Here is a 24,595-nt window from a genome sequence, read left to right as displayed (position 1 = left end):
AGGCCTTCAACCTGCTGCCCACCCTCACCGCCCTGGAGAACATCACCCTCCCGATGGACATCGCCGGCCGCAAGGCCGACAAGCAGTGGCTCGACCGGGTCGTCGAGACCGTCGGCCTGTCCGGCCGCCTCTCCCACCGCCCCAGCCAGCTCTCCGGCGGCCAGCAGCAGCGCGTCGCCTGCGCCCGCGCCCTCGCGAGCAAGCCCGACATCATCTTCGCCGACGAACCCACCGGCAACCTCGACTCCCGCTCCGGCGCCGAGATCCTCGCCTTCCTGCGCAACTCCGTGCGCGAACTCGGCCAGACCGTCGTCATGGTCACCCACGACCCCGTCGCCGCCTCCTACGCCGACCGCGTCGTCTTCCTCGCCGACGGCCGCATCGTCGACGAACTGACCCACCCCACCGCCGACGCCGTCCTGGACCGCATGCGCCGCTTCGACGCCAAGGGCCGCACCAGCTGACGCCCCGCGTCCGCCGCCCGAGCCGTTCCCGAACCGGCCGCCGTCCCCACGACCCTCAGGACTGACACCACTCCATGTACCGCACCGCCCTGCGCAACGTGCTGGCCCACAAGGCCCGGCTGCTGATGACGGCGCTCGCCGTCCTGCTCGGCACCGCCTTCGTGGCCGGCACCCTCGTCTTCACCGACACCTTCGGCAACGCCATGCGCTCCCAGAGCGCCAAGAGCTACACCGACATCGCCGTCACCGTCAGCGACGGCGCCGCCGTCGGCAAGGGGTACGACCACGGCAACCGGACCGGCGGCGGCCCCTCCCTCACCGAGGACACCCGCAAGGCGATCGCCGCGCTGCCCGGCGCCGCCGAGGCCCGCGGCGTGGTCAGCGGCTTCGCCGGGATCGCCGACCGCAAGGGCGCACTGATCGGCAACGGCTTCTCCACCACCGGCACCAACTACGTCCCCGGCGCCGACGGCACCGACCCGCGCTACCCGCTGGTCGACGGCCGCGGCCCGCGCACCTCCGGCGAGGTGGCGCTGGACGCCAAGACCGCCGAGAAGGGCGACTACAAGGTCGGCGACACCGTGCGCGTCGCCGTCAACGGGCCGGTCATGGAGCTGACGCTCACCGGCACCGTGACCACCAACGACCCACGGGTGCTCTCCGGCGGCTCGCTCGCCGCCTTCGACACCGCCACCGCCCAGCAGCTCTACCTGGCGCCGGACCGGTTCGCCGAGATCGACGTCAAGGCGAAGCCCGGCACCGACGACACCGCGCTGCTCGCCGCCGTCGAGCGGACCCTGCCCGCCTCCGACGACGTGGAGGCCCGCACCGGCCGCGAACTCGCCGACGAGCAGGACAGGATGATCGAGGCCGGCACCAAGGGCATGTCCACCGCCCTGCTGATGTTCGCCGCCATCGCGCTCTTCGTCGGCGTCTTCATCATCGCCAACACCTTCACCATGCTGGTCGCCCAGCGCACCAAGGAGCTCGCGCTGCTGCGCGCCGTCGGCGCCAGCCGCAAGCAGATCACCTTCTCCGTGCTGGCCGAGGCCGTGCTGGTCGGCCTGACCGCCTCGATCGGCGGCCTGCTCGCCGGCATCGGCATCGCCGCCGGGCTGCAGTCCGTGATCGGCTCGCTGGACACCGGCATGCCCACCGGCCCGCTGGTGATCGCCCCGTCCACGGTGATCGCCTCGGTCCTCGTCGGCACCGTGGTCACCGTGCTCGCCGCCTGGCTGCCCTCGCTGCGCGCCTCCCGGATCGCGCCGGTCGCCGCGATGAGCTCGGCCGAGCAGCCGGCCACCCAGAAGTCCCTGCTGGTGCGCAACGTCATCGGGCTGTTCTTCGCCGCGGCCGGCATCGCTGCCCTGTTCGGTGGCGCGGCCGCCAAGGAGGTCAATGTGGTCGCCCTCGGGGCGGGCGCGCTCATGATCGGCGTCTTCGTGCTCACCCCGCTGCTGTCCCGCCCGATGATCGCACTGTTCGCCCCGGCGCTGCGCAAGCTGTTCGGCACCCCCGGCAAGCTGGCCCGCGAGAACGCCGTGCGCAACCCGCGCCGCACCGCCGCCACCGCCTCCGCGCTCACCATCGGCGTCACCCTGATCACCGCGCTGACCGTGGTCGGCGCTTCGGTGAACAAGGCCGTCGACGAGGCCACCGAGGTCGACCTGAAGGCCGACTACGCCGTCGCCATGGAGAACTTCTCCATGCTCTCCCCCGAGGTCTCCGGCCAGATCGCCAGGACCTCCGGGGTCACCGTGGTCAGCGCGGTGCGCGAGGTGCCGGTCAAGGCCGTCGCCGATGGCGACACCACCTGGCTGACCGCCGTGGACGCCACCACCTTCGAGCAGCTGGTCGACCTCAAGGTCACCACCGGCGCCGCCGACTCCCTCCGGCAGGGCAAGCTGCTCGCCACCACCGGCTACGCCGAGCACAACGACCTGACGGTCGGCTCGACGCTCGACATCACCTACCCCGACGGCAGCCGGGGCACGCTGGCCGTCGGCGGCCTGGTCGAGCCGAACACCGAGGTCTCCGGGGTCATCGCCCCCGAGCAGGTGGTCGGCGCGCACGCCGCCGCCGGCTCCGGCCTGAAGAAGGTCCTGGTCAAGGGCGCCGACGGCGCGACCCCCGAGCTCAAGCAGGCGCTGCGCGACGCCACCGGTGGCAACCCGCTGATCAGCGTCAAGGGCGAGAAGGACATCAAGGCGGAGAACAGCCAGCTGGTGACCGCCCTGCTGAACATCATGTACGGCCTGCTGGGCATGTCCGTGGTGGTCGCGGTGCTGGGCGTCATCAACACCATGGCGATGTCGGTGTTCGAGCGCCGCCGGGAGATCGGCATGCTGCGGGCGATCGGCCTGGACCGACGCGGCATCAGCCGGATGGTCCGGCTGGAGTCGCTGATGATCGCGCTGTTCGGCGGCGTGGTCGGCGTGCTGCTCGGCATCGTCACCGCCTGGGCCGGCACCCGCACCCTGGCGGACTCGTTCAAGAACATGACCCTGGTGGTCCCGCCGGGCAGGATCGCCTTCTTCCTGGCCGCCGCCGCCGTCATCGGCCTGCTGGCCGCCCTCTGGCCGGCCCGCCGCGCCGCCCGGATGGACATCCTGGGCGCGATCAAGAGCGAGTAGCCGCCACCGCCCCCGCACCCACGGCGCCCGCCGGGATCACTCCCGGCGGGCGCCGTGCTGTCATGAGGAGGCCGGCCCGGCGCAGGCCTCCGCCGGCGGTGCCGAGGGCCCGGCCGCGGACGGCACCCCGGCGTCCTGCCCCTGGAATCCGCCTGCCCTGCCGGGGTGTGCCGGTTCGTCCGAAAAGATGTTGGATTGCTCCCCGGACCACCTTAGAGTGGCGCGATGGCGACTCAAGTGATCATTCTCAACGGCGGTTCCAGTTCGGGGAAGACCGGTCTGGCCCGCTGCCTCCAGGCCGTCCTGCCGGACCCCTGGCTGACGTTCGGGGTGGACACGCTGATCCAGGGCATGCCCCCGTCCGTCCTGGCCTCGGAGGAGGGGATCGACATCGGCACGGACGGCTCGGTGTCGGTGGGCGACGGCTTCCGGGAGTTGGAGGACGCCTGGATGGCGGGGATCGCGGCCATGGCCCGCTCCGGGGCGCGGGTGATCGTGGACGAGGTCTTCCTCGGCGGCCCCGCCTCCCAGCAGCGGTGGCGGCAGGCCCTGGCAGGGCTCGACGTGCTCTGGGTCGGAGTGCGGTGCGAGGCGGAGGTCGCGGCGTGGCGCGAGGTCACCCGCGGTGACCGGGTCACCGGAATGGCAGAGGCCCAGGCCGAGGCCGTCCACCAGGGCGTGCACTACGACCTGGAGGTGGACACGGCCGGTGCCGAGTCCGTGGAGTGCGCGCGGCTGATCGCGACTCGGCTCGACCGACCCGCCTGACCGCTCCTGCACCGCCGGCAGGCCCGGAGCCGCCCCACCCGGAGGGACGACCCGCCAGCACGGTGACGGAGATGCGCACCCGCGAGAGGACCGCCGGGCGCCGCGGCGCCCGGCGGTCCTGCGCCCGTGCCGGGCAGCATGATCCGGCGCTACACGCCGGTGGCGCCATCGATGCGTTCCCGGACCAGGTCGGCGTGGCCGTTGTGGCGGGCGTACTCCTCGATCATGTGGACGTAGATCCAGCGAAGGCTGACGTCCTGCCCCATGAAGCGACCTGTATCGGTCAGAGCGTGCTCGGCGCAGGTCGCACGGGCGCGGGAGATCTCCGCCTGCCAGGTGGCGAGGGCGTCGCTCAGGGTGGCGCCCGCAGCCACGTCGAAACCACCGTCGGGGGCATCCGGGTCGGCCTGCGGGTCGTAGATGGGCGGAGCCTGTTCTCCGGCGAACACGCGGCGGAACCAATTCCGCTCCACCTCCGCCATGTGCTGGACCAGGCCGGTCAGCGTGAACTCGGACGGCGGCACGGACGCCTCGGCGGCCTGCTTGTCGTCCAGCCCTTCGCACTTCATGGCCAGTGTGGTGCGGTGGAAGTCGAGCCAGCTTTCAAGCGTCGTGCGCTCGTCGGCGTTCAGGGGCGGCATAGGGCGATCGATGGCGCTCATCGGTCGATTATGGCCGGTGTCCGAGGCCGCCGGCAGGCACGGCCTCACTGCACAGGGCGAACGTTGCCTGATGCGGCTGCCGGAGTGCAGCATGCTCCGACTGGAGGCAAGCTCCGCCAGATCCACGCCGAACGGCCTGGCTCGGACGGGCCGGCGGTTGGCAACACGGCCTTCGATGTCCGACGTGGGGACGAGACCGACGCGAAGTTCGAGGGCTCCGCCGGCGTGGGCCGGCGGAGCCCTCGCGGTGAGCCGGTTCAGCCGGGCCAGGTCCCGGTCAGCCGCCGGGTGGTGGTGGCCCCTGCCCGGTCGACGGCCGCCTTCGCGACGGCGAAGATCGCACCCTGCAGGGCCGCGGCGAGCAGGACCTCCTTCCAGGTGCGGTGCTCGTCGGTGGCGTCCGGTGCGTCGTCCTCGCGGCCGATCATCTTCCACGCCTGCTTGAAGGCCATGCCTGCGGCCAGGCCGCTGACGGCACCGAGGGCGAGCCCGACGGGCTTGTAGGCGATCTTGGATGCCTTCACTTGTGCCTCCGGTTGCGGCGCAGGAACAGGAAGACCGCCAGCGCCGTGGCAGCGGCCAGCAGCGGGATGCGGTTGCTCCGAGCCACAGCGGCGGCCGAGGCGGCCTTCTCGCGCACGGGGTCCGGGGTCTTATCGGCGATCAGGTGCCCGGCGTGGGCCGCACCGTCGCGGACCTGAACCGCGGCCTGGGCTGCTGTACCGAGGACCGGGTCAGGGGTCTTGTCCTTGATCAGTTCGGCGGCCTGGGCGGCCTTGTCCCTCAGCCGGCCGGTCACGAGCGCGGCCTGCTCGGCGGTCTGCTCCTTGGCCTCGGCTGCTTTCGCCTTGGCCTGCTCCTTGACCTCGGCTGCTTTCGCCTTGGCCTGCTCCTTGGCCTCAGCTGCTTTCGCCTTGGCCTGCTCCTCGACGTCGGCCTTGCCGGCCAGCGCCTCGACGGTCTGGCCGAGTTGGTCACGGGTGTGCTCGACCTGCTCGCGCAGCCGGTCGGGGGTCGGCTCGTCGGCCTGGGGCTGGTTGCTCATCGGTGTGCCTTCTCCTTGATCTCGGCCACGTCGGCCTTGACGCTGTCGATGGTCTTCTCAGGGGCGGGACTGCCGGCCCGGGCGACCTGCTTCTTCCCGGCGACGGCCAGCACGGCGGCCACGCCTGCCAGCACGGCGCCGACGAGCAGGGCCGATGCCCACCACGGCAGGACCAAGGCCAGGGCCGCGATCGCGGCGGCCAGCAGGGCTTGGGCAGCCAGGACGCCGACGAGGCCGGCGCCCCCGAACAGGCCGCCGCCCAGCCCGTACCGCTTGCCCTTCTGCGTCATCTCGACACGGGCCAGCTGCATCTCCTCCCGGACCAGTTCCGAGATCTGCTGCGACGCTCGCGTCACGAGCGCGCCCACCGACTCGTCGCTGCCGTGGCCGGGACGGCTTCCAACGGCGCTCATGGACTCCTCCACCTTCCTCCGTTCGCCAAGGTCCCCGGGCCGCGCATACCCTGCCGCCCGCCGGTCACCCCTCGCGCACGCGTCGTCATCGCCGGCAGCGGACCAGGAGAGAGGGCCCCGTACGGACCGGGGCCGCGGCCGCGCCGCCGGTGAGTTCCGGGCGGCCACCCGCCTGGTCAACTGACGATCCTGGTCCTGGAGTCCTGCCGGCACCTTCGTCTCCGTCTTCGTCTCCCCCCGGTCGTCACCCACGACCGGCGTTCACTCCGCTTGGCGCCGCTCTTCATCACTCATTGCCCGGGTGTCGCGGGGCTCGACGTACGGCTCCTCGTCCGCCGGGAGCCCGCCGTCGATCGCGCGCTCGCGGGCCATCTCGGCGTCGAACTCCAGGCCCAGGAGTACGGCGAGGTTGGTGATCCACAGCCACACCAGGAAGATGATCACGCCGGCGAGGGTGCCGTACGTCTTGTTGTACGAGCCGAAGTTCGCGACGTAGAACGCGAACCCGGCCGAGGCGATCATCCAGATCAGCAACGCCAGGAAGCTGCCCGGGGTCACCCACCTGAAGCCGCAGCCCTTGGCGTTCGGCGCAGCCCAGTACAGCAGCGCGATCATGACCGTGACCAGGACCAGCAGCACCGGCCACTTCACGACCGACCACACTGTCACCGCCGTGTCGCCCACCCCCAGCGCCGATCCTGCCTGCCGGGCCAGAGCGCCGGTGAACACCACGATCAGCGCACTGGCCACGGCGAGGACCATGAGCACCACGGTCAGCCCGACCCGCAGCGGCAGGACCTTCCACACCGGTCGGCCCTCGGGCATGTCGTAGACGGCGTTCGAGGCGCGGATGAACGCGGCCACGTAGCCGGACGCCGACCAGATCGCCACGAGCAGGCCCACGATGGCCAGCAGCGAACCGATGCCGGCGTTGCCCTGCAACTGCTGCACCGCGTTGGTGATCACGTCCCGTGCCGCGCCGGGGGTGAGCTTCTGCAGGTTGTCCAGGACCTGGTTTGTCGCCGACTTTCCGGCGATGCCCAGCAGCGACACCAGGACCAGCAGCGCGGGGAAGAGGGCGAGGACCCCGTAGTAGGTCAGGGCCGCCGCCCGGTCTGCCAGCTCGTCGTCCTTGAACTCCTTGAGTGTCCCGCGCAGCACCGCCCTCCAGGACCGCTTGGGCAGCTCGGAGAGCCGGTCCGGCGCCCGCTCCTCGACCTCCCGGTCAGGGCCTGGGCCGGCGGCCTTGTCGGCGGGCCGGCCGTCACCCCCGGGCTCGGGTCTCTGCATGGGTCTCATGGACGGCGCCTTCCCATTCCGGCCACGCCCATGCCGCACGCGCACGTGGCTCATGCGACGGAACCGCCGAGCCCAAGAGTTGGCAGGGACTCTTGACAGCCGGGTGGTCCAGACCACGAGTATTGGTCCAGGCCAGAGTGCTTCAGGTCGCCGAAGTCCCCACCTTCGAAGGGAGCGCGGTCCATGGCCGGACCCGTTCGCGCACCACTCCGAGCCCTGCTCGCCGCCGCCGTCACCGCCGCCGCCATCGCCGGCGTGGCGCTCACCGGCACCGGCATCGGCACCGGCACCGCCCACGCGGCGGGCACCCCACTGCCCGCCCAGGTGTTCACCCCGTACGTCGAGGCCCGGGCCGGCGACAACCTGTCCAGGCCCGCTTCGCAGTCGGGTGACCAGGACCCGACGACGGCCTTCCTCCAAGCCGCCGCCACCACCTCCGCCCCGTCGCCCTCCGCGTCGAGTGTCCAGGTGCCCGCCATCCAGGTCCAGGTCAGCCCGTCCTCGGGCACAGTGACCGCCGGCTCGTCGACCACGGCCACGGTGAGCACGGCCATCATCAACAACGGCTCGAACACATCCATCGCGCTGACGGTCGGCGGCGTTCCCGTGGGGGTCACCGCCTCGGTCAGCCCGTCCTCGGTCAACGGGAGCTCCAGCGCCGCCCTGTCGGTGTCGACCGTGTCCACGGTCGTCCCCGGCACCTACACGCTGACGGTCAAGGGCACGCTGACCGGCACCTCGGCCACGTCCTCCGCGACCTACACGCTCACCGTGACCGGCACCGCCACCACCCCGGCATGCTCCACCGCCCCCTGGGTGAGCACCCAGGTCTACACCGGTGACACCACCGTCTCGTGGAAGGGCCACCAGTGGAGCGCCAAGTGGTGGACGCTGGGCGAGGAGCCCGGCACCACCGGTCAGTGGGGCGTCTGGCAGGACCTCGGTACCTGCTGATCCGCCGGGATTCCTGCTCACCAGCGGCGAGAGGATCGACCCCTGCGGGGTTCCGGCGCTGGTCTCCCGGCACAGTCGCGGTCTCGGCACAGGTCGGCCTATGCCGATACTCGAAGGTCAGCCGGGGACATCTCGTTGCCGGCAGGGCGAGGTCTCGCGAACCTGGCAGAGGTTGTGGCCGCCCGGGGCCCGGGGATCTGCGGGTGTCGGACCCGGTTCGTACGCTGCGGCCATGAGCAAAGGGTCTTGGGCGGGCGTCCGCGAGCGGATAGCGGCGGTTTCGGGAGCCGCGGGTTGGGGCGGTGAGTTCGGGAGCCACCCATGTGATGGCGTGGGACATGCCGCTGTTGGCGTAATGAAGGCTTTGGGCTGTTTGGCCGCTCACTCTGTGCTTGTTGATCACGGTCGTGTCAGGAGGCCGGTGCGGCGGCTCGTCCGCGCCGCCCGCTCCGAGCCAGAGCGGAGAGGCCGGTGAGGATGAGACCTAAGACCCTCTGGTTCACGCCTGCATTGCGTTCGCTCACGGCTCTCATGGGTGCGGGGTCATTCGGGTTGGGCGCACGTGCAGTATTCGTGACGCAGAACGGGACCGGTGCGGCAGCGCTCATCGTGTTCGGGGGCGTCTTGCTTCTTGTCGCTCTGCTCGGCAGCCGCATCGAGAGCCTTGAGTTCGGAGGAGCCACGCTAAGGATTCGGGCTGCCGCAGCAGAGAAGTTCGCGTTGGCGGAAGAGTCCGAGCGCCGCGGAGACATCGCCACCGCTCGTGAACTGCGTACAGAGGCGAGTGCCCTGCTGGACGCTGCGGGACCTATCGCCGACGACTACAGCTCAGTACGCGGCTCGATGCCCGCCGGCGCCTCGCGCACCTGGGCCTTGGAAGAGGTGATTGCACGTGCGCGCCGCTTGGCTCAGGAACAGTCCTTCGAATCGGCCGAGGTCTTGCGCTGGCTGCGGGACGGCACAGACGAGCAGCGCATCACCGCCTTGGCCATGATGCAGGCCCGACCCGAACTGCGGAACTTCGAAGCCACTCTTGCCGCCATCACGCACCCGCGCACCCCATTCGAGCAGTACCACGCCATGTACCTCGCGCTGCAAATGATTGACGAACTCAACGCGGAGCAAGCCAGGAGGCTGGCCGAAGCAGTCGAGGCACAAAGGAGCATTCGCTTCAGAAGGGACTCGGATCGCGCGCGGCTTCGCGAGGAGATCCTCCGGAGAATGCGTGGGCATCCTCCGGAGCAGTAACACAGAGCTGCGGGCCAGTCAGCCCAGGTACAGTCGCTCCCCGGCGTCAGGCCCCCGCGGATCACGGCGCGCTCACGAACAGTCCCAGTGGTGGTCCACCGGACGGTCCGGGCACGACGTGCACTCGAAGATGTAGACGCCGCCCGCGTCCCCGAACATCACCTGGGCGGGGCTGTGCGCCCCGCGGCCCCCGGTGGCGTCCCGGCGCTCCTCGCCGGTCTCGCTGTCGCGGTCCTCCAGCGGGAGCCAGGTGCGGTACGACAGGCCGTCGTACTCCCAACTGCTCACCGTCAGGAGGTGGTCCATCGTCCGCCCGCAGGTCGGGCAGTGCGGCCAGCAGGGTTCCTGGGTCCAGCTCGGGTATCCGCCGAGCTTGATCCCCGGGGCCTCGGCCAGGTGGTGGCTGTATCGCAGGCCGGTGCGGGCCTTCAGTTCCTCCATCCGGAACCGCAGCTCCTCGACCAGTTCCTCCGGCATGTCCCAGCTCGGGTAGTCGACCACCGGCTCGGGGTGCAGGATGCACGGGGCCGGGATGCTGTCCTTGGGCGCCGTGCTGACGGTCGGCGGCGCGGCGGCGAGGACGGGGCCGAGCGAGTCGGAGCTGCGCCAGACCACCCGGGGCGTCGGCTCGGGGCAGAGGTGGACGATGAACGGGCACCAGAGCACCTGGAGCAGGTCGGTCCCGGCAGGGAAGTCGAGTTGCGGCACTTCCTGCCGGTGGATCTGGACGACGGACACCATGGGCACCGGCCCCTCCGTGCCGGGCCGGCCCCACTCCCCCGGGTGGCTGGTGCTCGGGCAGAGCGGCCACGGCTCGTCGGCGGGCCACAGCAGCGGCCCGCCGACCGAGCTCCCGGCGGGGGACGGGCTGCCGGCGCGCGGGTGGAGGCGTATGGCGTCGCGGCGCAGCAGCGCCAGTTCGGGGAAGAGCTGCTCCACGTCTACGGGGCGTTGCGGGGTCGTGCGGGTCATCTCGTCTCCAGAGTGCGGTGCGTGGGGGCGGTCGGGCCGGCCGGGGCTGCCGGGCCGAGTCGGGTGTCGTCGGTCCGGGGGAGGTACGGCTCGGACGGCTGGCGCGGTCGGGGGATGACGTGCGCTCCGAGCAGGCCCTGGCCGGCGCGTGCTGCGGCGCGCCAGATCGGGGGTACGCCGTCGAGAAGGGCGTCGATGTCCTCCTGGTTGCCTTCGGAGTGGAGGGCGGCGGTGAGGAGCAGCTCGGCCCGGCGTCGGGTCTCGGTGGTCCAGAAGTCCCTGGATTCGGGGAGTGTGGCTTGGGCCTCGACGGCCGGGGCCAGTTCTGTCGTGTAGTGCACGACGGTGTCGGCGTGCACGGGTACCAGGCACCACATCCCCGAGAAGCTCACGATGGCTCCCTTCCGTCCTCGTGGTGGTGCGATGTTGACATACCGGCCTGACACCGGGTTGGCGCCCTCTTCCGCGGCAGCCTCATCGGCGGAACCGGACGGTCACAGGCGCGGGGGGATCCGGCTGCGCCACGCGGAGCGGCGAGCGGCGTCGTGCGGAAGGGCTCGGCCGGGCGCGGGCCCGCATCCGGCCGCCGCCTCCGCGGGATCCCCTGTCCTGTCCCCGGTGTCACCCGGCCGGACGCCCGCCCCCGTCCCGGCTGGTCGAGGACGGGGGTTTGTTCACGGGAAGAGGGGGAAACCGCCGAAATGTCCGCCGCCCGGGGGCCACTGGTGCCCGTCCGGACGCCTCGGGAGTCGCCCTCTGAGCGGGCGCCGCTTCCACGAGGCCGAACGGGCCGGGCGGCGGGCCGGACACCAGTCACCGTACGAAAGCCGGACGACGGCTCCTGCGACCGGAAGGAATTCAGCGATGGGCATCGTCATCAGCAGCCCGCTGCCGGACAGCGAACGCAAGACGACCGGAGAGGCGCTCCAGGGCACTCTGGTCGACCTGCTGGACCTCTCGCTGGTGGCCAAACAGGCACACTGGAACCTCTACGGGCCCCGGTTCCGCTCGGTCCACCTGCAACTCGACGAGGTGGTCACCACCGCACGCGACTTCGCCGACGAGGTGGCCGAGCGCGCCGCCGCCATCGGGGTCAGCCCGGACGGCCGGGCCGCCACGGTGGCCGCCTCCAGCGGTCTGCCCGAGTTCCCCGAGGGCTGGACGGCCGACGCGACCGTGGTCGCGTACCTGGTGAAGGCGTTCGGTGCCGTGATCGAGCGCATGCGGGCGCGAATCGACGAGACGGGCCCGACGGACCCCGTCACACAGGACCTCCTGATCGGACTCACGGCCGCGCTGGAGAAGCACAGCTGGATGTTCCAGGCGGAGAGCCAGGGCTGACACCGGCCGAGCGGGCAGCACGCGCCCGGCCGGGCCGGGACCGGTGGCTGCACCTGGTCCCCGGCTTCGCTCACGCCGGACGGAGCGCCGGGGTGAGGGCCCGTCGTCGGCTCGCGGCCGTCGCGGGGGCCGGGCGCCGCCCCTCGGAAGTCGTCCCCCGCCAGGCCCGGGGGTCAGCCCAGTCGGCCTTCCTGCTGGGGCCGTGCTTCCATGCGGGTCCAGGAGCCAGTGGGCGAGCGGGGATGGGTGACGAGACAGCAAGCAAGCGTGCGGCGGTGGTCCGCCCACCGCCGCCCACGGACCGGATCGGCCGGCATCGACGGCTCGATCCGGTCCCACATCGCATCACTGATCACCAACCGGACAGGCACATCGGATCAACTGCTCAGCGCATCAAAGAGACACGCCTTAGCGTGATCGAACGAGTTGGCCGGCGCCTGCGCGAGATAGTGCTCATGTGTGTGACGCAGCACGCCGACTGTCGTGTCGGCACGGCACCTGGCGCCGGCCCTGGCGACCGGAGCCCTGTCGGCTCAGGAGTCCTGGATGAGCAGCTTGCCCTGGGCGCCGTCATCGGACACGAAGGCGAACAATCTCGGCGACGCGCCGAGATCGAGGTGGAACGGCACCCAGTTCGAGTCCAGTTGCAGCAGCAGCTGCCAGGGTCCGCCGTCTGGGTACTCGTCCCCCTGGAAGAACACCGGTGTTCCGCCGATCTTGTCGCCGTCGATCCGCTCGACGTAGCGGTCCCGCTTGGCAGAGGGCAGAGCTTCGAGTTCCTCATCCGTCATGCACTCGGGCTCGTCGACGGGGCGGAGGTCGACGGTGAACTCCACCGCCGACCCGTCGCGGCCGTACAGCGCGGGCCCGGTCGCCAGCGGGCGCACCTGGCCGGCATAGTCACCGCCCGGCTGCACGATCACCGCATTCTCTCCACCCTCGGGGTCGATGATGTCGGGGTCGAAGAAGTTCTCCTCGTGATCGGCGTGGGTCACAAAGACGTAGGCCAGCTTCCCGTGGCCGGCCGCTCCGAGTACCGGGCCCAACTCGATCTGGCCGACGAACCGCATCGGCCGTCCCCAGGCCGCGCTGATCGGCCACTGCGGGCCTGTCAGCCAGACGGGCTGGCCACCAAACTTGGTGGCCGGCGTGGAGACCGGCCGACCGGTCACGGAGAAGCCCTCGATGCGCTGTGTTCTCACCATGACCGGCATCATGCCTGGCGATGGCGACATCACAGCTCGGGATTGCCTGCGTCGCCACCGCGACGCCCACCGCCGTACCAGGAGCCTGCGCAACGCAGAGGGCTTTGCACGCGGGGCCCCCTTCCGACGCGACGGCTTGTCTGCGATTGCGCACCAGTCGTCAGATGGCTCGCTGATCCAGCGACAGACGTCGTGCTGACCCGGCCGGGGTACCGCACCCTGAGTAGCACCGTCGGCGACAAGTAGCACGCTGAGTCATGATTTGCGGAGCGAGGGCCAGCCGTCCCCGTTCGAGCAGGACTCATAGTCGTAGCGGGTCAGGCGATCCCACTCCCTCCCGCTCGCCTGCTGAGAGCCAGCCATCGGCGGGGATCAGCCCTTCGTCCTGCCTGGCGGGTTGTCAGCTCTGAGCGAGAAAGAGGGACTCCTGGGTGGCCTGGTCGCGGTAAGACTCGGTGCCGGTCTGGAGCAGCGTGCAGCGGAAGGTGATCCGGTAGGCGGTGGCCGCGCTGAGGCGGGCGTCGCCCAAGGTCTTGTCCCACTCGGTGAACGGGGAGTTCGTGGCGACGGCGGTGGCCCTGAGAAACGCCGGCAGGTCAGGGACTCGGCCGGTCGCGGGGTAGCTCCGCGTCGCGCTCTCGGACGAAGTCCATCGCCTCGCGGGCCGTGCAGCCAAACGCGTCTCGGTACGCCTTGGCCGCATGACTGAACCGGCCGCTCAGAATCTCGCGGTCCACGGTCTCCAGCAGGTTGTCCATGGGATGACCGTACCGACGCCCGTTCGATGGCGCCGGTCAATATCACCTGGCAACCGGTCAAGATCCGCCTGGCAGGGGACAGTAACTGTCCTGTCTCATCAAACCTTGACCGCTCTCATTGAACTCTGGCCGATACCTTCGACCACGAACCATCAAGGCCGGCAGAACGCGGCTCCTCGATCCGAGGGCGGAGATAGCTGGCCGATTCGTGCTCTACCCAGCGTGCGCCGCCAGGTGCTGAACTGGTCGCTGTCGGGGACCATTGCGGCCGCCCGGCCGCAGCCCCTGCACACAGCGCCCAGACTCAGGGGGTTTCACCGCATGAGGAAGACGCTCACGTCCGCCGTCGCCGCGCTCGGGCTCGCCGGCTCGGTTCTCGTGATCACCGGGCCGACCGCTGTCGCCGCACCCTCAGCCGTCCAGTCCTGCTACGGCGGCGCCGTCAGCTACTCCACCACCGTCGGCTACTGGCCCACGGGATCCGCCTATGCGCGGACGTCGTCGGCTTGCACCGACATCAACGTCAAGCCCAACAAGACCATCACGGTTGCCACCTGCTGGAAGAGCGGTGGCTGCAACGCCTGGCGCACCATCAGCGGAGGAACCTGGGGCGTGGCGGCCACCAACGTCGCCGATGGAACGGACTACTTCTTGATCTTCGCCACCGACTCAAGCAGCGGCCTGGTCGCCGACTAACAGTGGCACCCCACTTCCCACCCAGCCCCGGCAGGCACCTTCCCGTGTGCCGGGGCTGGGCATCCTCCGCAACCCCAGCCAGGACCAGGCCAAGCCTGATGGGGCGAAACAGAGCAGATCCGATGGTCGTCAAAGTCCAGTGAGACCCGCCGTTTCCACCTCTGACGCAACCTCGGAGAAGTCGCGGAGCGATCGTGCTACCGGCAGGCCGAACGCACCGGCGAGGCGATCACGATCGAGGAACAGGTACTCGCCGACCCGACGGCAAACGACGACTCGGCGACGACCACCCCGGCACCCTCGCCGCAAGCGTCAACCTCGCCGCCTCCTGCCGGCGAGCAGGGCGTACCGGCGAAGCGATCGACCTGTTGGAGCAGGTGCTCGCCGGTGCCAGGCGGATCCAGGACGACGCCCGCCTCCACCGGAAAGGTCCGGGATCGGACGGGCTGTTGGAGAGGCTGGTCCGGCGGGCCGTTGGTCGCGAATGGCCGGGACAGGGAACATGAGGGGGGATCGACGGGGTCCGTCCCGGGCTTCTGATCAGGCTTGCCGACCGCCGTACGAGTCTCCTGGCGGGTGAGATGATGTGCCGGTGACCGACTTCACGAGCAGCGATCCCGACGGGCCTCGGCCCCACGCCGACGAGACCAACCAGCCGGGGACCGGCTCGTCGGAGGCCGGCTCCGAGAAGAACCGGCCGTCCAAGATTGGCGTGTACGCCGTCCGGGCCGCCAAGTACGGTGCCGTTCTGCTCGCGGGCGCAGCTGCCGGAGTTGCGGCGCAAAAGGCGATCGGCCGCAAGCAGGCCGAGTCTGCTGATGCCGAACACGCTGCGGAGAAGGAGAACCTGATCGGCATCATAGCTGGCTACGTGGCCGATCTTGCCGGAGCCGTGGCAGAGATCGACTACCTGAAGTCCCCGGCCGGTGCCTCGGAGAACCTTCGCAGGTTCGGCAATCTCTGATGGTGCTCTCCGACGGCAGCTGAGCAAGTCGAAGGGTCTGCCTCGTCCACGACCGCCGGCGAGAAGGTCGGCGACCCGCCTCTCGCTCAGGACCTTGACGGAGGAAAGCACATAGCGGCGGCGGAGCTTCGTCCTCGCCCGGCGCCACACCCGGGTAGCCTCGCCGCCGCCAACTCGACGCCTCGAACCGCCGCGACTGACGTGGAACCCGCCACCGACCGGCTCTCACCGAGCCGTCAACCTGCCGTGACCACCGGCCCGCAGCGGCAACCGCTGCCACTCCCCCGAGCACGCAACACCGAGACCTTCGCCAGCCGCCGGACGGCAGCGCCCGCACGGCGGGGCCCGCGGGCGGCGAAGGCGCTCGCAAGGGGCCGCCGTCCAGCCACATCCCGCGCTGCGTCGTCCGGGTGCGCAGCGGGCCAGGGATGGAGGTCACGGCGGCCAGCAGCAGGTGGTCTGGGGGCTGCCCAGGATCTGGTGGCGGTGGGCCGTTCCCGCACCGGCGGCGGGCCAGGCACGGCCGAGGTCGTCGCGGCCGGCCTCGGGCGTCATCTGGTGGACGTGTGGACGATCACGTAATTCCCCTGGCCCACAGTCACGTGATTCCCCAGGCTCTGACCTGACTCACTCGTCCGAGATCGAGCTGTCTGCCGACAGATGAGCCACTACGAGAGCAGCGGCCCCCTCTGGCGTCGCTGCCTCGCCGAGGACGGTGGTGTAGCCAGATGTGTAGACCTTGTAGGGCGGTCCGCCGCAGACGATGAAAGGCAGGTCGTCGTGGTCCCCGTGCCATGGCGGAGCGGATCGGAGGAACTTCAACGTGCCGTGGCTCGGCCACGGATAGAAATCGCGGAGTCGCGGTTGGGCATGCGCGGCTTCGACGACCAACGGATCCCCTTGCCGGGTTCCCGGAGTACGTTCCAGCAGCTGACGCCAGGCAGTCGGGATGTCAGAAGCTTCAGGCATGAGCCGATCCTCCAAGATCGCGGGGCCGCGAACAAGTGGCACTGCCACAGCCCCACGTCGGCAGAATGGCTCATGACCATCACGGTGTCCGGTCAGGCTCCCGGGGTGGGCATCAAGGTGTTCTGGATGTCCCGGCCGGATGGCTGGCCAAGCGGCCGGCCAAGGGCGCAGCGCGGTTCCGCCTCAGCACCCGGGGCAGACCTGGACGTTCGTCACCCCCGGGGGCCCTGCGGCCGCTGGTTGACGCGCACCACCGACCACGTCCTGGTCGTCGTCCTCCAGTACCTGGTCGACGAGACCGGCACCCACTGGCCGGGCTGTGAGCCCGCCCCCGCGAGCCCGCATCGTGAGCCCGCCCCGTGAGCGCGGGCGCCGGCGCGTTCCGGCCGGTGGCCCGGCTCGGTACAGTGGGGGCCCATGCGGCAGCGAGAACGCGAACGTGCACTGTGGGACGCCTTCTTCCACATGGACGCCGAGCTGTGGCAGGTGCTGACCCGCAGGCTCCAGCAGGACACCGGCCTGTCCGAGCCTGACTGGCAGGTCCTGGACGGTCTGGGCAACGCCGAGGGCCACACGCTGCGCGCGTTCGAACTCGCGAAGGCGCTGATGTTCGGCAAGAGCCGGCTCCACCAGCACGTCGGACGCATGGAGCAGCGCGGCCTGGTGGAGCGGGGGCCGGTGCCCGGCGACGCCCGCGCCATCACGGTCTCCCTCACCCCGCACGGCCTGTCGGTGTTCCGCCGGGCGCAGGCCTACCGCGCCCGGCACATCCGCGAGGAGCTGGTCGGCGCGCTGACCGTGGAGGAGGTGGAGCGGCTCATCGCCATCTCCGGCAAGATCCGCGCCCATGTGCGCCGCGACCGGTCGGCGGGGCGTCACTCCCAGACGGTGGTGGGCACTTCGGCCCGCAGGACGGGCGCCACCTCGGCGAAGAACCGTTCCAAGTAGTCGCGGGTGACGGCGACTTCGGTCGTGTAGGTGGAGAAGAACCCCTCCACGCCGACGCCGAACACCTGGTTGCCGAACTTCCGCTGCAGGCCGAGGAGTTTCTCGGTGATCTGCTCGGCGGTGCCGACGAGCGCGGACCCGTTCTCGATGAAGTCCTCCAGGGAGTCGAACGGGAAGCGGGCGCCGGCGCGGTAGTGCGCGGCGACCGAGGCCTCGAACATCGGGCGCGCGATCGCCAGGGCGTCCTGCGAACGGTCAGCGATGACGGGAGAGTGCACGCCCACCCCGACCGGCGCGGTGTCGGGATCGTGGCCGTGGAAGGCGAGCCGCTCGCGGTAGTGGGCGACCAGGCCCAGGTAGTGGTCGACCCGGTCCGTGCCGTTGGCCGAGTACAGCGGGTCGCCCCAGCGCGCCGCCAGTTCGGTGGAACGCCGGTCGGTGGCCGAACCGTGCCATACCCGGGGCGCCGGCCGCTGCAGCGGCCGGGGTTCGAGGGAGACCTCGGTCAGCTTCGGGCGGTAGCGGCCCTCCCAGGTGACCTTCTCCTCCCGCCACAGCCGCCGCAGCAGCTCGTACCCCTCCTCCAGCCGGTCCCACAGCTCGGCCGGGTCGACGCCGAAGACGCCGGGCGCGACCGCGTCGCCGCCCTTGCCGATGATCAGGTCGAGACGCCCGCCGCTGAGCTGGTCGAGGGTGGCGTAGTCCTCGGCGGAGCGGACGGGATCGGTGAGCGAGAGCACCGCGACCGTGGTGACGAGCCGGATCCGGGACGTCCGGGCGGCGATGTTCGACAGGATCACCGCCGGTGACGCCGACAGCAGCTCCGGATTGTGCCGCTCGCCGACCCCGAACGCGTCGTACCCCACCCGCTCCGCCCACGAGGCGAGGTCGACCACCTCCGCGAACCGCTCCGCCCGCCCCAGCGGCGGGCTCCCCAGCCCCCTGCTCCGCCTGGGAACCAACGTACTGGCCAGGAACTTCATGACCACACCCCTCCCGATGAGTTCACATGTGAACTCTGAAGGGCGCGCCTCTCCCCGTCAATACGACAACCGGATGACCCCGCCGTCGACACCCGGTCAGTTCCGCGATGAACCGGCTCGGCGTCCACTGCCGCGCCCTCCCGGCCGCACGTCAACGCGCCGTTGACCGATCTTCCGCCCGGATCGGGATCTCCCGCATGGCGGCGATCCTAGACCGCTCACATCTGATACGTTCGACTCAGCAACGAAAGATTGATGGGTGAACGTTATGGGGATTTGTGACGGACGCGGGGCCCGCGGCAGTCGCGGCCGCAGGTGGATCTGGGGATCGCTGGCCGCCGCCCTGGTGCTGCTGGTCGGTGCCGGGGGCTGGGTGGTGTACCAGAACGAGTACGACCTCAAGGAGGAACGCGTCACCGTCACCGGCGGCAAGCAACCGCTCCAAGGCATCCTCGCCCGCCCCACCGGCGGCCACGGACCGTACGGGCTCGTCGTCTTCGTCCACGGCGACGGACCCACCGACGCCACCCACGACACCTTCTACCGGCCCATCTGGGAGGCCATGGGCAAGGCCGGGTACGCGACCCTGTCCTGGGACAAGCCCGGCGTCAACGGCGCCCCCGGGAACTGGCTCGACCAGAGCATCCAGGACCGCACCGACGAAACCCTCGCCGCGATCGCCTGGGCCAAGACCCAGCCCGGCATCGACCCCGACCGCATCGGTCTCTGGGGTGCCAGCCAGGCCGGCTGGGTCATGCCCAAGGCCGCCCGGCAGTCCCCGGACGTCAAGTTCCTGATCGCCGTCGCCCCCGCCATCAACTGGCTCCAGCAGGGCCGCTACAACCTGCTCGCCGAACTGCGCGAGCGCGGCGCGACCCCGGCCGAGACCGAAGCCGCCGTCGCCCGGAGCGACCGCACCCGGGCCGCCCTCCAGGCCGGCCAGAGCTTCGACCAGTACAAGGCCGGCGGCGGCGACGTGGCCGGACTCACCCCGCAGCGCTGGGAGTTCAACAAGCGCAACTTCCGCTCCGACGCCACCGAAGATCTCTCCCAGGTCCGCATACCCGTCCAACTCATCCTCGGCGGCCAGGACGTCAACGTCGACATCGCCGACACCGAAGCCGGCTACCGCCGCCTCATCACCGCGCCCGGCAGCCTCCAGGTGCTGCGCTTCGAGGACTCCACCCACAACATCGTCCCCAAGAGCATCGAGGACTCCGAGCTCAGGAGCACCCTCCTGGCCATCGCCGCGCCCCGCTCCCTGTTCACCCAGGGGTACCTCGACGGGATGAAGCACTTCCTGTCCACGCTCGGCACCCGGAAGGGCTGAGGGACTCGAAGGCCGGGCCGCCGTCCGGGTCCTGCTCGCTCAAGAGCGGTCTCCTCGCCGCTGGGACGATGCGACCGGGGCCGACGTGAGCTCCGGCCCGGCCGGCCGGAGCGTGCGCCAGTCGTGCTTCTCGGCCGCCGTCGCGGCGGCCCGGTCCAGGCACCGGCGGGCGTCCTCGATCAGCTGCTTCGGCCGGCAGTCGGCCTCACCGGCCTCACCGGCCTCGTCGGCCTCGCACTTCGCCGGTCGAGCCGCGCCCGCAGGCAGGCGACCCGGGCGAGGACGCGCTCGCGCCACGCGGATCTCTGTCTCCGCCGCGGATCGTTGGTCCGCCGGGGTACCCGTCTCGGCCACGCTCCCGGGCCGAGACGTTCTCGTCCTCCGCCGGAGGCGCATTCGGGCCGCGACGGGGCACCGGCGCCCCCGTGGTGGCGGTGGGGCGCCGGTGCGTGCGTCACAGTGGGCGAACGTTTCCTCAGCAGCCGTTGAGGATCGAGGAGAGGGCGCTCTTCTCGGCGCTGTCGACGGAGAGGCCGTAGTAGTACTTCACCTGGACCCAGGCGCGGGCGTAGGTGCAGCGGTAGGAGGCCTGGGGCAGCCAGTGCGCCGGGTCCTGGTCGCCCTTGGAGCGGTTGGAGCTCGCGGAGACGGCGACCAGCTGCGGGCGGGTCAGGTCGTTGGCGAGGGCCTGGCGCTGCGCGGTGGTCCAGGCCCAGGCGCCGGAGCGCCAGGCCTCGGCGAGCGGCACCAGGTGGTCGATGTCGAAGGCCGACGCGGTGGTGGTGGTCGCGTTGTCGTAGACCGAGACCCAGCTGCCGCTGACGGCGGCGCAGTTGGCGTCGGTGACGACGTTGCTGCCGTCGCGCTTGAGGACCGTCTCCCGGGTGTTGCAGGTGCCGGAGACGGTGATCCAGTGCGGGAAGAGCGCACGGTCGTAGGTGGTGGTGTGGGACTCCGCGGCCACCGCGAGGGTGGCGAGGTAGCCGCGGGCGGTGGCGGCCGAGATCGGGGTCGGCAGCGCGGCCTGCGCGGTGCCGGCGCCGGTCAGCACGGCGGTGAGGGCGAGCAGCAGGGCGCCGAGGACGGCGGCCGGGGTGCGGCGGGACGCGGATATGGCGGACGTCGCGGACATGGGGGACTCCTGGGTCGAGGAGGGCAGGGGAAAGCCCCCGGGCGGGAACCGGCCCGGGCATGCCGACCAGCATGGGACCTCAGGGGTTTACGCGGGTAGAGCCGCGAGGTGAACTTTGACTCCGCGTCAGCCCTCGCGGCGGCCGGAGGCGTCCGCGAACGCCGACCGCCCCGCCCGGCGGGTGGCCGGACGGGGCGGTCGGGGGTCCTGCGAAGGCGCGAAGTGTTCGCTCAGGCGGCCGACTTGGCGGCGCCGGGCTTCGCGGCGACCGGCTTGGCCGGGCCGCCGCCGGTGGCGGTGCCGACCAGGAAGGCGGTCAGCACCGGGCCCAGGTACGCCTCCCAGACCGCCAGCTGGAGGACGGTCGGGTCCGGCTGGAAGTTGAACACGCCCTTGAGGAGGGTGCCGTACCAGCTGTCCTTGGGGATGGTCGAGGAGATGTCGAAGGCGGTCTTGTCCAGGCCGCCGAGCCAGCCGGCCTCCTGGAGGTCGTGCACGCCGTAGGCGAGCACGCCGGCCGCGACCACGACCAGCATGGCACCGGTCCAGGTGAAGAACTTGGCCAGGTTGATCTTCAGCGCGCCCCGGTAGAACAGCCAGCCCAGCACCACCGAGGTCAGCAGGCCGAGCGCCGCGCCGATGACCGGGTTGTAGCCGTCCGAGGTGGCCTGCACCGCGGTCCAGATGAACAGCGCGGTCTCCAGTCCCTCGCGGCCGACCGCCAGGAAGGCGGTGAGCACCAGGGCGCCGGTGCCCATCGCGAGCGCGGCGTCCAGCTTGCCGTGCAGTTCGGTCTTCAGGTGCCGGGCGGTGCGCCGCATCCAGAACACCATCCAGGTGACCAGACCGACGGCGATGACCGACAGCGTGCCGCCGAGCGCTTCCTGCGCCTCGAAGCTCAGCTGGGTCGAGCCGAACTGCAGCACGGCGCCGAACGCCAGGCTGAGCGCGACGGCCACGCCGATACCGGCCCAGACCGGGCGGAGCCGGTCCCTGCGGCCGGTCTTGACCAGGTAGGCGATCAGGATGCAGACGACCAGGCTGGCTTCGAGCCCTTCGCGCAGACCGATCAGGTAGTTGGCGAACACGCTGGCTCCCTGGGGGGTGAAGAGGTGGAACGGGCGAGACGGGTGGGGGGTCGGCCTCAGCCGAAGAGGGCCTGGCCCCACCACTCGCCGGGCTTGCGGACGCCCGCGGGGCAGGCGAAGTGGGCGGAACCGACGTGCTGGATGTACTCGTTCAGCGCGTCGGAGGCCGCCAGCCGCTGCTGGAGCGGGACGAACGCCTTGCGGCTGTCGCGCTGGTAGGCCAGGAAGAACAGGCCCGCGTCCAGGCGGCCGAGGCCGTCGGTGCCGTCGGTGAAGGAGAACCCGCGGCGCAGGATCATCCGGCCGTCGTTGGAGTCCGGGTGGGCCAGCCGGACGTGGGCGTCCACCGGCATCGCCTTGAGGTCCGGGTCGTCGTGCTCCTTGGTCCGCCCGTACGGCGCGCCCTCGCCCTTGGTACGGCCGAAGACGTCCTCCTGCTCCTTGAGCGGGGCGCGGTCCCAGGTCTCGATGTGCATCCGGATCCGGCGGGCGACCAGGTACGAACCGCCGGTCATCCACTCCGGGCCCTCGCCGGGGGCGACCCAGACGTGCTCGGCGAGCTTGGCGGTGTCGGTCCCGGCGATGTTGTGGGTGCCGTCCTTGAACCCCATCATGTTGCGCGGCGTCTGGGCGTCCGGGGTGGTGGAGGACGTCTTGCCGAAGCCCAGCTGGGACCAGCGGATGTTGACGGTGCCCATCCCGATCCGGGCCAGGTTGCGGATCGCGTGCACGGCGACCTGCGGGTCGTCGGCACAGGCCTGGATGCACAGGTCGCCGCCGCTGCGCTGCGGGTCGAGGTTGTCGCCCTTGAACCTCGGCAGGTCGATCAGGGCCTCGGGGCGCCGGGCCTTCAGGCCGAAGCGGTCCACGCCGTCCTTCTCGAACAGGCTCGGGCCGAAGCCGATGGTGAGGGTCAGCCGGGAGGCGGGCAGGCCCAGCGCCTCGCCGGTGTCGTCCGGCGGCGCCTCCGGCAGGCCGCTGGCCGCGCCGCTGCCGACCTCGCGGCCGCCGGTCATCGCGGCGGCGGCCTTGGTCCACTCCTTCAGCATCCTGATCAGCGACTCGCGGGTGGCGCTCGCGGAGACGTCGAAGGCGGCGAAGTGCAGCCGGTCCTGGACCGGGGTGGCGATGCCGGACTGGTGGTCGCCGTAGAACGGGATGTCGACGGTGGCCGCGGCCGGGGCGGCCGGGGCGTCGTCGTCCTGGCGGGTGGCGGCGGCGACCGAGCCGACGCCGGCCGCGCCCAGGGCGACCCCGGCGCCGGCCCAGCCGATCACGGCGCGGCGGCTGACCGGCGTACGGGCCGGGGCGGTGGGGTCGGCGACGGCGTCCGCGCCGGCGCCGTTGCCGGCCGGCGTCCCGTTCTGCTGCTGGTTCTCGGCGTCCATCGGCGGGCGGCCCTTCTCTTGCTGGACTCACGGATGCCGTGACGGCCACGGGGGCCGCCACGGCGGAGTGCGGGTGCGGTGCGCGGTGACCGGTGCGCGCCGCGCACGGGCGCGCACCGGAGGCGGGTGCTACTTCGCGACCACCGCGGCGGCCAGCTTCGACAGCGGCTCGGCCAGCGAGTTGACGGCGTCGGACAGCGTCTTGCGCTCGGGCTCGGCGACCTTGTCGTACGCGAGGTAGCCGCCGTCGGCCTGCTTGTACTTGGCGAGCAGGGTCTCGATCGCGGCGAACTCGGAGTCGAGCGTCTTGGCGAGCTCGGCGTCCTTCTCGGCGGCGACCGGCTTCAGCAGCTCGTAGGCCTTCTTGGCGCCCTCGACGTTGCCGGCGAAGTCGGCCAGGTCGGTGTGGCTGTAGCGCTCCTCCTCGCCGGTGACCTTGCCGGTGGCGACCTCGTCCAGCAGCTCCTTGGCGCCGTTGGCCATGCTGGTCGCGGTGATCTCCGCCTCGGGGATCTTCTTCTGCCAGTCCTTCAGGTCGGCGACCAGCTGGTCGGCGAGCTTCTTCTCGGCGTCGCCGATGGTGGCGTCGGCCCAGAGCGACTTCTCCAGCTTGTGCCAGCCGGTCCACTCCTGGCCGGGCTCCAGGCCGTCCTCGCGGGCGTCGGTCTTCGGGTCGATGTCGCCGAAGCTCTCGGCGACCGGCTCGGTGCGCTCCCAGCCGGTGCGCGAGGGCGCGTAGAGGGACTTGGCCTTCTCCAGGTCGCCGGCGTTGATCGCGGCGGCGAACGCCTCGACGGCCGGGATGGTGGCGTCGGCCTGCTCCTGGACGTAGGTGCGGTAGGCGGTGACGGCCGCGGTCAGCCGCGGGTCGGCCGGGGCGGCCGAGCCGCCGTCACCGGTGACGGTGATCTTCTGGCGGATGCCGTCGCCGACCATGCCGGGCTTGCAGGCGATCTCGTAGGAGCCGGCCTTGATCTCGGCGGTGATGCTCGCCTTGGTGCCGGGGCCGATGTTCTCGCGCTCGGTGACGATCTTGTCGCCCTCGGCGTAGACGTAGACCTCGGTGACCTTCGCACCCTTGTTGGCGATGTCGAGCACGACGTGACCGGCCGGGAAGCTGGTCTTCGAGACCTCGCAGGCGGTGTCGGTGGCGTTCACCTTGACGGCGTCGGCCGCGGCCTTGTCGTCCTTCTTCGAGCAGCCGGCCAGTGCGGCGGTCGCCACGGCGAGGGTGAGCAGCGTGGCTGCGGTGGAACGACGGGCGGACATGCGGGCTCCAGCGGTCGGGGCAGGGCGTTTCAGGGCAGGGCTCACCGCGGGTGGGGGCAAGGGCGC

At 71.1% G+C, this 24,595-nt stretch carries 28 protein-coding genes and 1 pseudogene; 12 read left to right on the top strand and 17 right to left on the bottom strand.

Annotated elements, in window-relative coordinates; genetic code table 11:
• The 3 genes from ACF1AK_RS19965 to cpt all read left to right on the top strand — a co-directional run.
• Positions 1-464: ABC transporter ATP-binding protein (locus ACF1AK_RS19965; RefSeq protein WP_391500103.1), on the top strand; the 464-nt coding region annotated here is incomplete at its 5' end.
• Between the two features lie 74 nt (positions 465-538).
• Positions 539-3,097 carry an ABC transporter permease gene (locus ACF1AK_RS19960; RefSeq protein ID WP_391500102.1) on the top strand — a complete coding sequence of 853 codons (2,559 nt, stop codon included), beginning with the start codon at positions 539-541 and terminating at the stop codon, positions 3,095-3,097.
• 225 nt (positions 3,098-3,322) lie between these two features.
• Positions 3,323-3,865 carry a chloramphenicol phosphotransferase CPT gene (cpt, locus tag ACF1AK_RS19955; RefSeq protein ID WP_391500101.1) on the top strand — a complete coding sequence of 181 codons (543 nt, stop codon included), beginning with the start codon at positions 3,323-3,325 and terminating at the stop codon, positions 3,863-3,865.
• A gap of 149 nt (positions 3,866-4,014) precedes the next feature.
• Here cpt and ACF1AK_RS19950 read toward each other — a convergent pair whose 3' ends face one another.
• The 5 genes from ACF1AK_RS19950 to ACF1AK_RS19930 all read right to left on the bottom strand — a co-directional run bounded on the left by ACF1AK_RS19950 (position 4,015) and on the right by ACF1AK_RS19930 (position 7,275).
• Positions 4,015-4,527 (bottom strand): DinB family protein, encoded by a 513-nt coding sequence (locus tag ACF1AK_RS19950; RefSeq protein WP_391500100.1) that lies wholly within the window; start codon positions 4,525-4,527, stop codon positions 4,015-4,017.
• A gap of 257 nt (positions 4,528-4,784) precedes the next feature.
• Complete coding sequence (locus tag ACF1AK_RS19945) at positions 4,785-5,051, bottom strand: DUF4235 domain-containing protein (RefSeq protein ID WP_391500099.1); 267 nt, start codon at positions 5,049-5,051, stop codon at positions 4,785-4,787.
• Positions 5,048-5,572, bottom strand: coding sequence for a DUF3618 domain-containing protein (locus tag ACF1AK_RS19940; RefSeq protein ID WP_391500098.1), 525 nt, complete (start codon positions 5,570-5,572; stop codon positions 5,048-5,050). Before ACF1AK_RS19940 ends, ACF1AK_RS19945 begins: the two co-directional genes overlap by 4 nt.
• Entirely contained in the window at positions 5,569-5,985 is a 417-nt protein-coding gene (locus ACF1AK_RS19935; RefSeq protein WP_391500097.1) for a phage holin family protein, read from the bottom strand. The genes ACF1AK_RS19940 and ACF1AK_RS19935 overlap by 4 nt, the downstream gene beginning before the upstream one ends.
• A gap of 261 nt (positions 5,986-6,246) precedes the next feature.
• Entirely contained in the window at positions 6,247-7,275 is a 1,029-nt protein-coding gene (locus ACF1AK_RS19930; RefSeq protein WP_391500096.1) for a YihY/virulence factor BrkB family protein, read from the bottom strand.
• Positions 7,276-7,467: 192 nt separating this feature from the next.
• Here ACF1AK_RS19930 and ACF1AK_RS19925 point away from each other — a divergent pair, with 192 nt between their 5' ends.
• Both ACF1AK_RS19925 and ACF1AK_RS19920 read left to right on the top strand, forming a co-directional pair.
• Entirely contained in the window at positions 7,468-8,238 is a 771-nt protein-coding gene (locus ACF1AK_RS19925) for a hypothetical protein (protein WP_391500095.1), read from the top strand.
• 573 nt (positions 8,239-8,811) lie between these two features.
• Positions 8,812-9,486 carry a hypothetical protein gene (locus ACF1AK_RS19920; protein WP_391500094.1) on the top strand — a complete coding sequence of 225 codons (675 nt, stop codon included), beginning with the start codon at positions 8,812-8,814 and terminating at the stop codon, positions 9,484-9,486.
• Between the two features lie 72 nt (positions 9,487-9,558).
• Here the strand turns inward: ACF1AK_RS19920 and ACF1AK_RS19915 are convergent, their stop codons facing one another.
• Positions 9,559-10,458 carry a DUF1963 domain-containing protein gene (locus ACF1AK_RS19915; protein WP_391500093.1) on the bottom strand — a complete coding sequence of 300 codons (900 nt, stop codon included), beginning with the start codon at positions 10,456-10,458 and terminating at the stop codon, positions 9,559-9,561.
• The gene (locus ACF1AK_RS19910; RefSeq protein ID WP_391500092.1) at positions 10,455-10,850 is read right to left on the bottom strand and encodes a hypothetical protein; all 396 of its coding nucleotides are present in this window, start codon (positions 10,848-10,850) and stop codon (positions 10,455-10,457) included. Before ACF1AK_RS19910 ends, ACF1AK_RS19915 begins: the two co-directional genes overlap by 4 nt.
• 472 nt (positions 10,851-11,322) lie before the next feature.
• Here ACF1AK_RS19910 and ACF1AK_RS19905 point away from each other — a divergent pair, with 472 nt between their 5' ends.
• Positions 11,323-11,799: a DNA starvation/stationary phase protection protein gene (locus ACF1AK_RS19905; protein WP_391500091.1), complete on the top strand. Its 477-nt coding sequence runs from the start codon at positions 11,323-11,325 to the stop codon at positions 11,797-11,799.
• 263 nt (positions 11,800-12,062) lie between these two features.
• Here ACF1AK_RS19905 and ACF1AK_RS19900 read toward each other — a convergent pair.
• The 4 genes and pseudogenes from ACF1AK_RS19900 to ACF1AK_RS19885 form a co-directional block, all read right to left on the bottom strand.
• Positions 12,063-12,170, bottom strand: a pseudogene (locus tag ACF1AK_RS19900) (IS5/IS1182 family transposase); the annotation flags it as partial.
• 162 nt (positions 12,171-12,332) lie between these two features.
• Positions 12,333-13,004, bottom strand: a complete 672-nt coding sequence (locus ACF1AK_RS19895; protein ID WP_391500090.1) for a DUF1963 domain-containing protein — start codon at positions 13,002-13,004, stop codon at positions 12,333-12,335.
• A 400-nt stretch (positions 13,005-13,404) separates the two neighbouring features.
• Entirely contained in the window at positions 13,405-13,599 is a 195-nt protein-coding gene (locus tag ACF1AK_RS19890) for an ATP-binding protein (protein ID WP_391500119.1), read from the bottom strand.
• Position 13,600: 1 nt separating this feature from the next.
• Positions 13,601-13,762 (bottom strand): hypothetical protein, encoded by a 162-nt coding sequence (locus ACF1AK_RS19885; protein WP_391500120.1) that lies wholly within the window; start codon positions 13,760-13,762, stop codon positions 13,601-13,603.
• A gap of 321 nt (positions 13,763-14,083) precedes the next feature.
• Here ACF1AK_RS19885 and ACF1AK_RS19880 point away from each other — a divergent pair, with 321 nt between their 5' ends.
• The 3 genes from ACF1AK_RS19880 (at position 14,084) to ACF1AK_RS19870 (ending at position 15,422) form a co-directional block, all read left to right on the top strand.
• Positions 14,084-14,458: a hypothetical protein gene (locus ACF1AK_RS19880; protein WP_391500089.1), complete on the top strand. Its 375-nt coding sequence runs from the start codon at positions 14,084-14,086 to the stop codon at positions 14,456-14,458.
• 194 nt (positions 14,459-14,652) lie between these two features.
• Positions 14,653-14,964, top strand: a complete 312-nt coding sequence (locus ACF1AK_RS19875; protein ID WP_391500088.1) for a tetratricopeptide repeat protein — start codon at positions 14,653-14,655, stop codon at positions 14,962-14,964.
• Between the two features lie 86 nt (positions 14,965-15,050).
• Positions 15,051-15,422 (top strand): hypothetical protein, encoded by a 372-nt coding sequence (locus ACF1AK_RS19870; protein WP_391500087.1) that lies wholly within the window; start codon positions 15,051-15,053, stop codon positions 15,420-15,422.
• Between the two features lie 627 nt (positions 15,423-16,049).
• On the opposite strand, the gene ACF1AK_RS19865 is transcribed toward ACF1AK_RS19870, so the two are convergent.
• The gene (locus ACF1AK_RS19865) at positions 16,050-16,391 is read right to left on the bottom strand and encodes a DUF6193 family natural product biosynthesis protein (protein ID WP_391500086.1); all 342 of its coding nucleotides are present in this window, start codon (positions 16,389-16,391) and stop codon (positions 16,050-16,052) included.
• Between the two features lie 240 nt (positions 16,392-16,631).
• Between ACF1AK_RS19865 and ACF1AK_RS19860 the strand changes: the two genes are divergently transcribed.
• Together ACF1AK_RS19860 and ACF1AK_RS19855 are read left to right on the top strand one after the other, a co-directional pair.
• Positions 16,632-16,754 (top strand): hypothetical protein, encoded by a 123-nt coding sequence (locus ACF1AK_RS19860; protein ID WP_391500085.1) that lies wholly within the window; start codon positions 16,632-16,634, stop codon positions 16,752-16,754.
• 54 nt (positions 16,755-16,808) lie between these two features.
• Positions 16,809-17,339: a MarR family winged helix-turn-helix transcriptional regulator gene (locus ACF1AK_RS19855; protein WP_391500084.1), complete on the top strand. Its 531-nt coding sequence runs from the start codon at positions 16,809-16,811 to the stop codon at positions 17,337-17,339.
• Here ACF1AK_RS19855 and ACF1AK_RS19850 read toward each other — a convergent pair.
• On the bottom strand, positions 17,267-18,322 hold the full coding sequence (locus ACF1AK_RS19850) for an LLM class flavin-dependent oxidoreductase (protein WP_391500083.1): 1,056 nt from the start codon (positions 18,320-18,322) through the stop codon (positions 17,267-17,269). The genes ACF1AK_RS19855 and ACF1AK_RS19850 overlap by 73 nt on opposite strands.
• Positions 18,323-18,590: 268 nt before the next feature.
• Between ACF1AK_RS19850 and ACF1AK_RS19845 the strand changes: the two genes are divergently transcribed.
• On the top strand, positions 18,591-19,652 hold the full coding sequence (locus ACF1AK_RS19845; RefSeq protein ID WP_391500118.1) for a serine aminopeptidase domain-containing protein: 1,062 nt from the start codon (positions 18,591-18,593) through the stop codon (positions 19,650-19,652).
• A gap of 475 nt (positions 19,653-20,127) precedes the next feature.
• Here ACF1AK_RS19845 and ACF1AK_RS19840 read toward each other — a convergent pair whose 3' ends face one another.
• The 4 genes from ACF1AK_RS19840 to efeO all read right to left on the bottom strand — a co-directional run bounded on the left by ACF1AK_RS19840 (position 20,128) and on the right by efeO (position 24,529).
• Positions 20,128-20,784 carry an HNH endonuclease family protein gene (locus ACF1AK_RS19840; RefSeq protein WP_391500082.1) on the bottom strand — a complete coding sequence of 219 codons (657 nt, stop codon included), beginning with the start codon at positions 20,782-20,784 and terminating at the stop codon, positions 20,128-20,130.
• Positions 20,785-21,014: 230 nt separating this feature from the next.
• A complete protein-coding gene (gene efeU / locus ACF1AK_RS19835) occupies positions 21,015-21,872 on the bottom strand; it encodes an iron uptake transporter permease EfeU (protein WP_391500081.1) in 858 nt (285 codons plus the stop codon).
• Positions 21,873-21,928: 56 nt separating this feature from the next.
• Complete coding sequence (gene efeB / locus ACF1AK_RS19830; RefSeq protein WP_391500080.1) at positions 21,929-23,260, bottom strand: iron uptake transporter deferrochelatase/peroxidase subunit; 1,332 nt, start codon at positions 23,258-23,260, stop codon at positions 21,929-21,931.
• A 129-nt stretch (positions 23,261-23,389) separates the two neighbouring features.
• Positions 23,390-24,529, bottom strand: a complete 1,140-nt coding sequence (efeO, locus tag ACF1AK_RS19825; RefSeq protein ID WP_391500079.1) for an iron uptake system protein EfeO — start codon at positions 24,527-24,529, stop codon at positions 23,390-23,392.
• Positions 24,530-24,595 lie beyond the last annotated feature (66 nt).

The sequence above is a fragment of the Kitasatospora sp. NPDC015120 genome, assembly GCF_043080305.1.
In the GTDB taxonomy this organism is placed as follows: Bacteria; Actinomycetota; Actinomycetes; order Streptomycetales; family Streptomycetaceae; genus Kitasatospora.
Note: the sequence above shows the minus strand (reverse complement) of the source record. Positions and strands in the feature narration are given on the sequence as shown.

What these genes read in the sequence shown, in the direction of transcription:
- efeO (WP_391500079.1), bottom strand. Translation starts at nt 24,529, where the DNA reads ATGTCCGCCCGTCGTTCCACCGCAGCCACGCTGCTCACCCTCGCCGTG.
- ACF1AK_RS19960 (WP_391500102.1), top strand. Translation starts at nt 539, where the DNA reads ATGTACCGCACCGCCCTGCGCAACGTGCTGGCCCACAAGGCCCGGCTG.
- ACF1AK_RS19855 (WP_391500084.1), top strand. Translation starts at nt 16,809, where the DNA reads ATGCGGCAGCGAGAACGCGAACGTGCACTGTGGGACGCCTTCTTCCAC.
- cpt (WP_391500101.1), top strand. Translation starts at nt 3,323, where the DNA reads ATGGCGACTCAAGTGATCATTCTCAACGGCGGTTCCAGTTCGGGGAAG.
- ACF1AK_RS19940 (WP_391500098.1), bottom strand. Translation starts at nt 5,572, where the DNA reads ATGAGCAACCAGCCCCAGGCCGACGAGCCGACCCCCGACCGGCTGCGC.
- ACF1AK_RS19895 (WP_391500090.1), bottom strand. Translation starts at nt 13,004, where the DNA reads ATGGTGAGAACACAGCGCATCGAGGGCTTCTCCGTGACCGGTCGGCCG.
- efeB (WP_391500080.1), bottom strand. Translation starts at nt 23,260, where the DNA reads ATGGACGCCGAGAACCAGCAGCAGAACGGGACGCCGGCCGGCAACGGC.
- ACF1AK_RS19915 (WP_391500093.1), bottom strand. Translation starts at nt 10,458, where the DNA reads ATGACCCGCACGACCCCGCAACGCCCCGTAGACGTGGAGCAGCTCTTC.
- ACF1AK_RS19885 (WP_391500120.1), bottom strand. Translation starts at nt 13,762, where the DNA reads ATGGACAACCTGCTGGAGACCGTGGACCGCGAGATTCTGAGCGGCCGG.
- ACF1AK_RS19850 (WP_391500083.1), bottom strand. Translation starts at nt 18,322, where the DNA reads ATGAAGTTCCTGGCCAGTACGTTGGTTCCCAGGCGGAGCAGGGGGCTG.
- ACF1AK_RS19865 (WP_391500086.1), bottom strand. Translation starts at nt 16,391, where the DNA reads ATGCCTGAAGCTTCTGACATCCCGACTGCCTGGCGTCAGCTGCTGGAA.
- ACF1AK_RS19905 (WP_391500091.1), top strand. Translation starts at nt 11,323, where the DNA reads ATGGGCATCGTCATCAGCAGCCCGCTGCCGGACAGCGAACGCAAGACG.
- ACF1AK_RS19845 (WP_391500118.1), top strand. Translation starts at nt 18,591, where the DNA reads ATGGGGATTTGTGACGGACGCGGGGCCCGCGGCAGTCGCGGCCGCAGG.
- ACF1AK_RS19880 (WP_391500089.1), top strand. Translation starts at nt 14,084, where the DNA reads ATGAGGAAGACGCTCACGTCCGCCGTCGCCGCGCTCGGGCTCGCCGGC.
- ACF1AK_RS19950 (WP_391500100.1), bottom strand. Translation starts at nt 4,527, where the DNA reads ATGAGCGCCATCGATCGCCCTATGCCGCCCCTGAACGCCGACGAGCGC.
- ACF1AK_RS19930 (WP_391500096.1), bottom strand. Translation starts at nt 7,275, where the DNA reads ATGCAGAGACCCGAGCCCGGGGGTGACGGCCGGCCCGCCGACAAGGCC.
- ACF1AK_RS19840 (WP_391500082.1), bottom strand. Translation starts at nt 20,784, where the DNA reads ATGTCCGCGACGTCCGCCATATCCGCGTCCCGCCGCACCCCGGCCGCC.
- ACF1AK_RS19925 (WP_391500095.1), top strand. Translation starts at nt 7,468, where the DNA reads ATGGCCGGACCCGTTCGCGCACCACTCCGAGCCCTGCTCGCCGCCGCC.
- ACF1AK_RS19935 (WP_391500097.1), bottom strand. Translation starts at nt 5,985, where the DNA reads ATGAGCGCCGTTGGAAGCCGTCCCGGCCACGGCAGCGACGAGTCGGTG.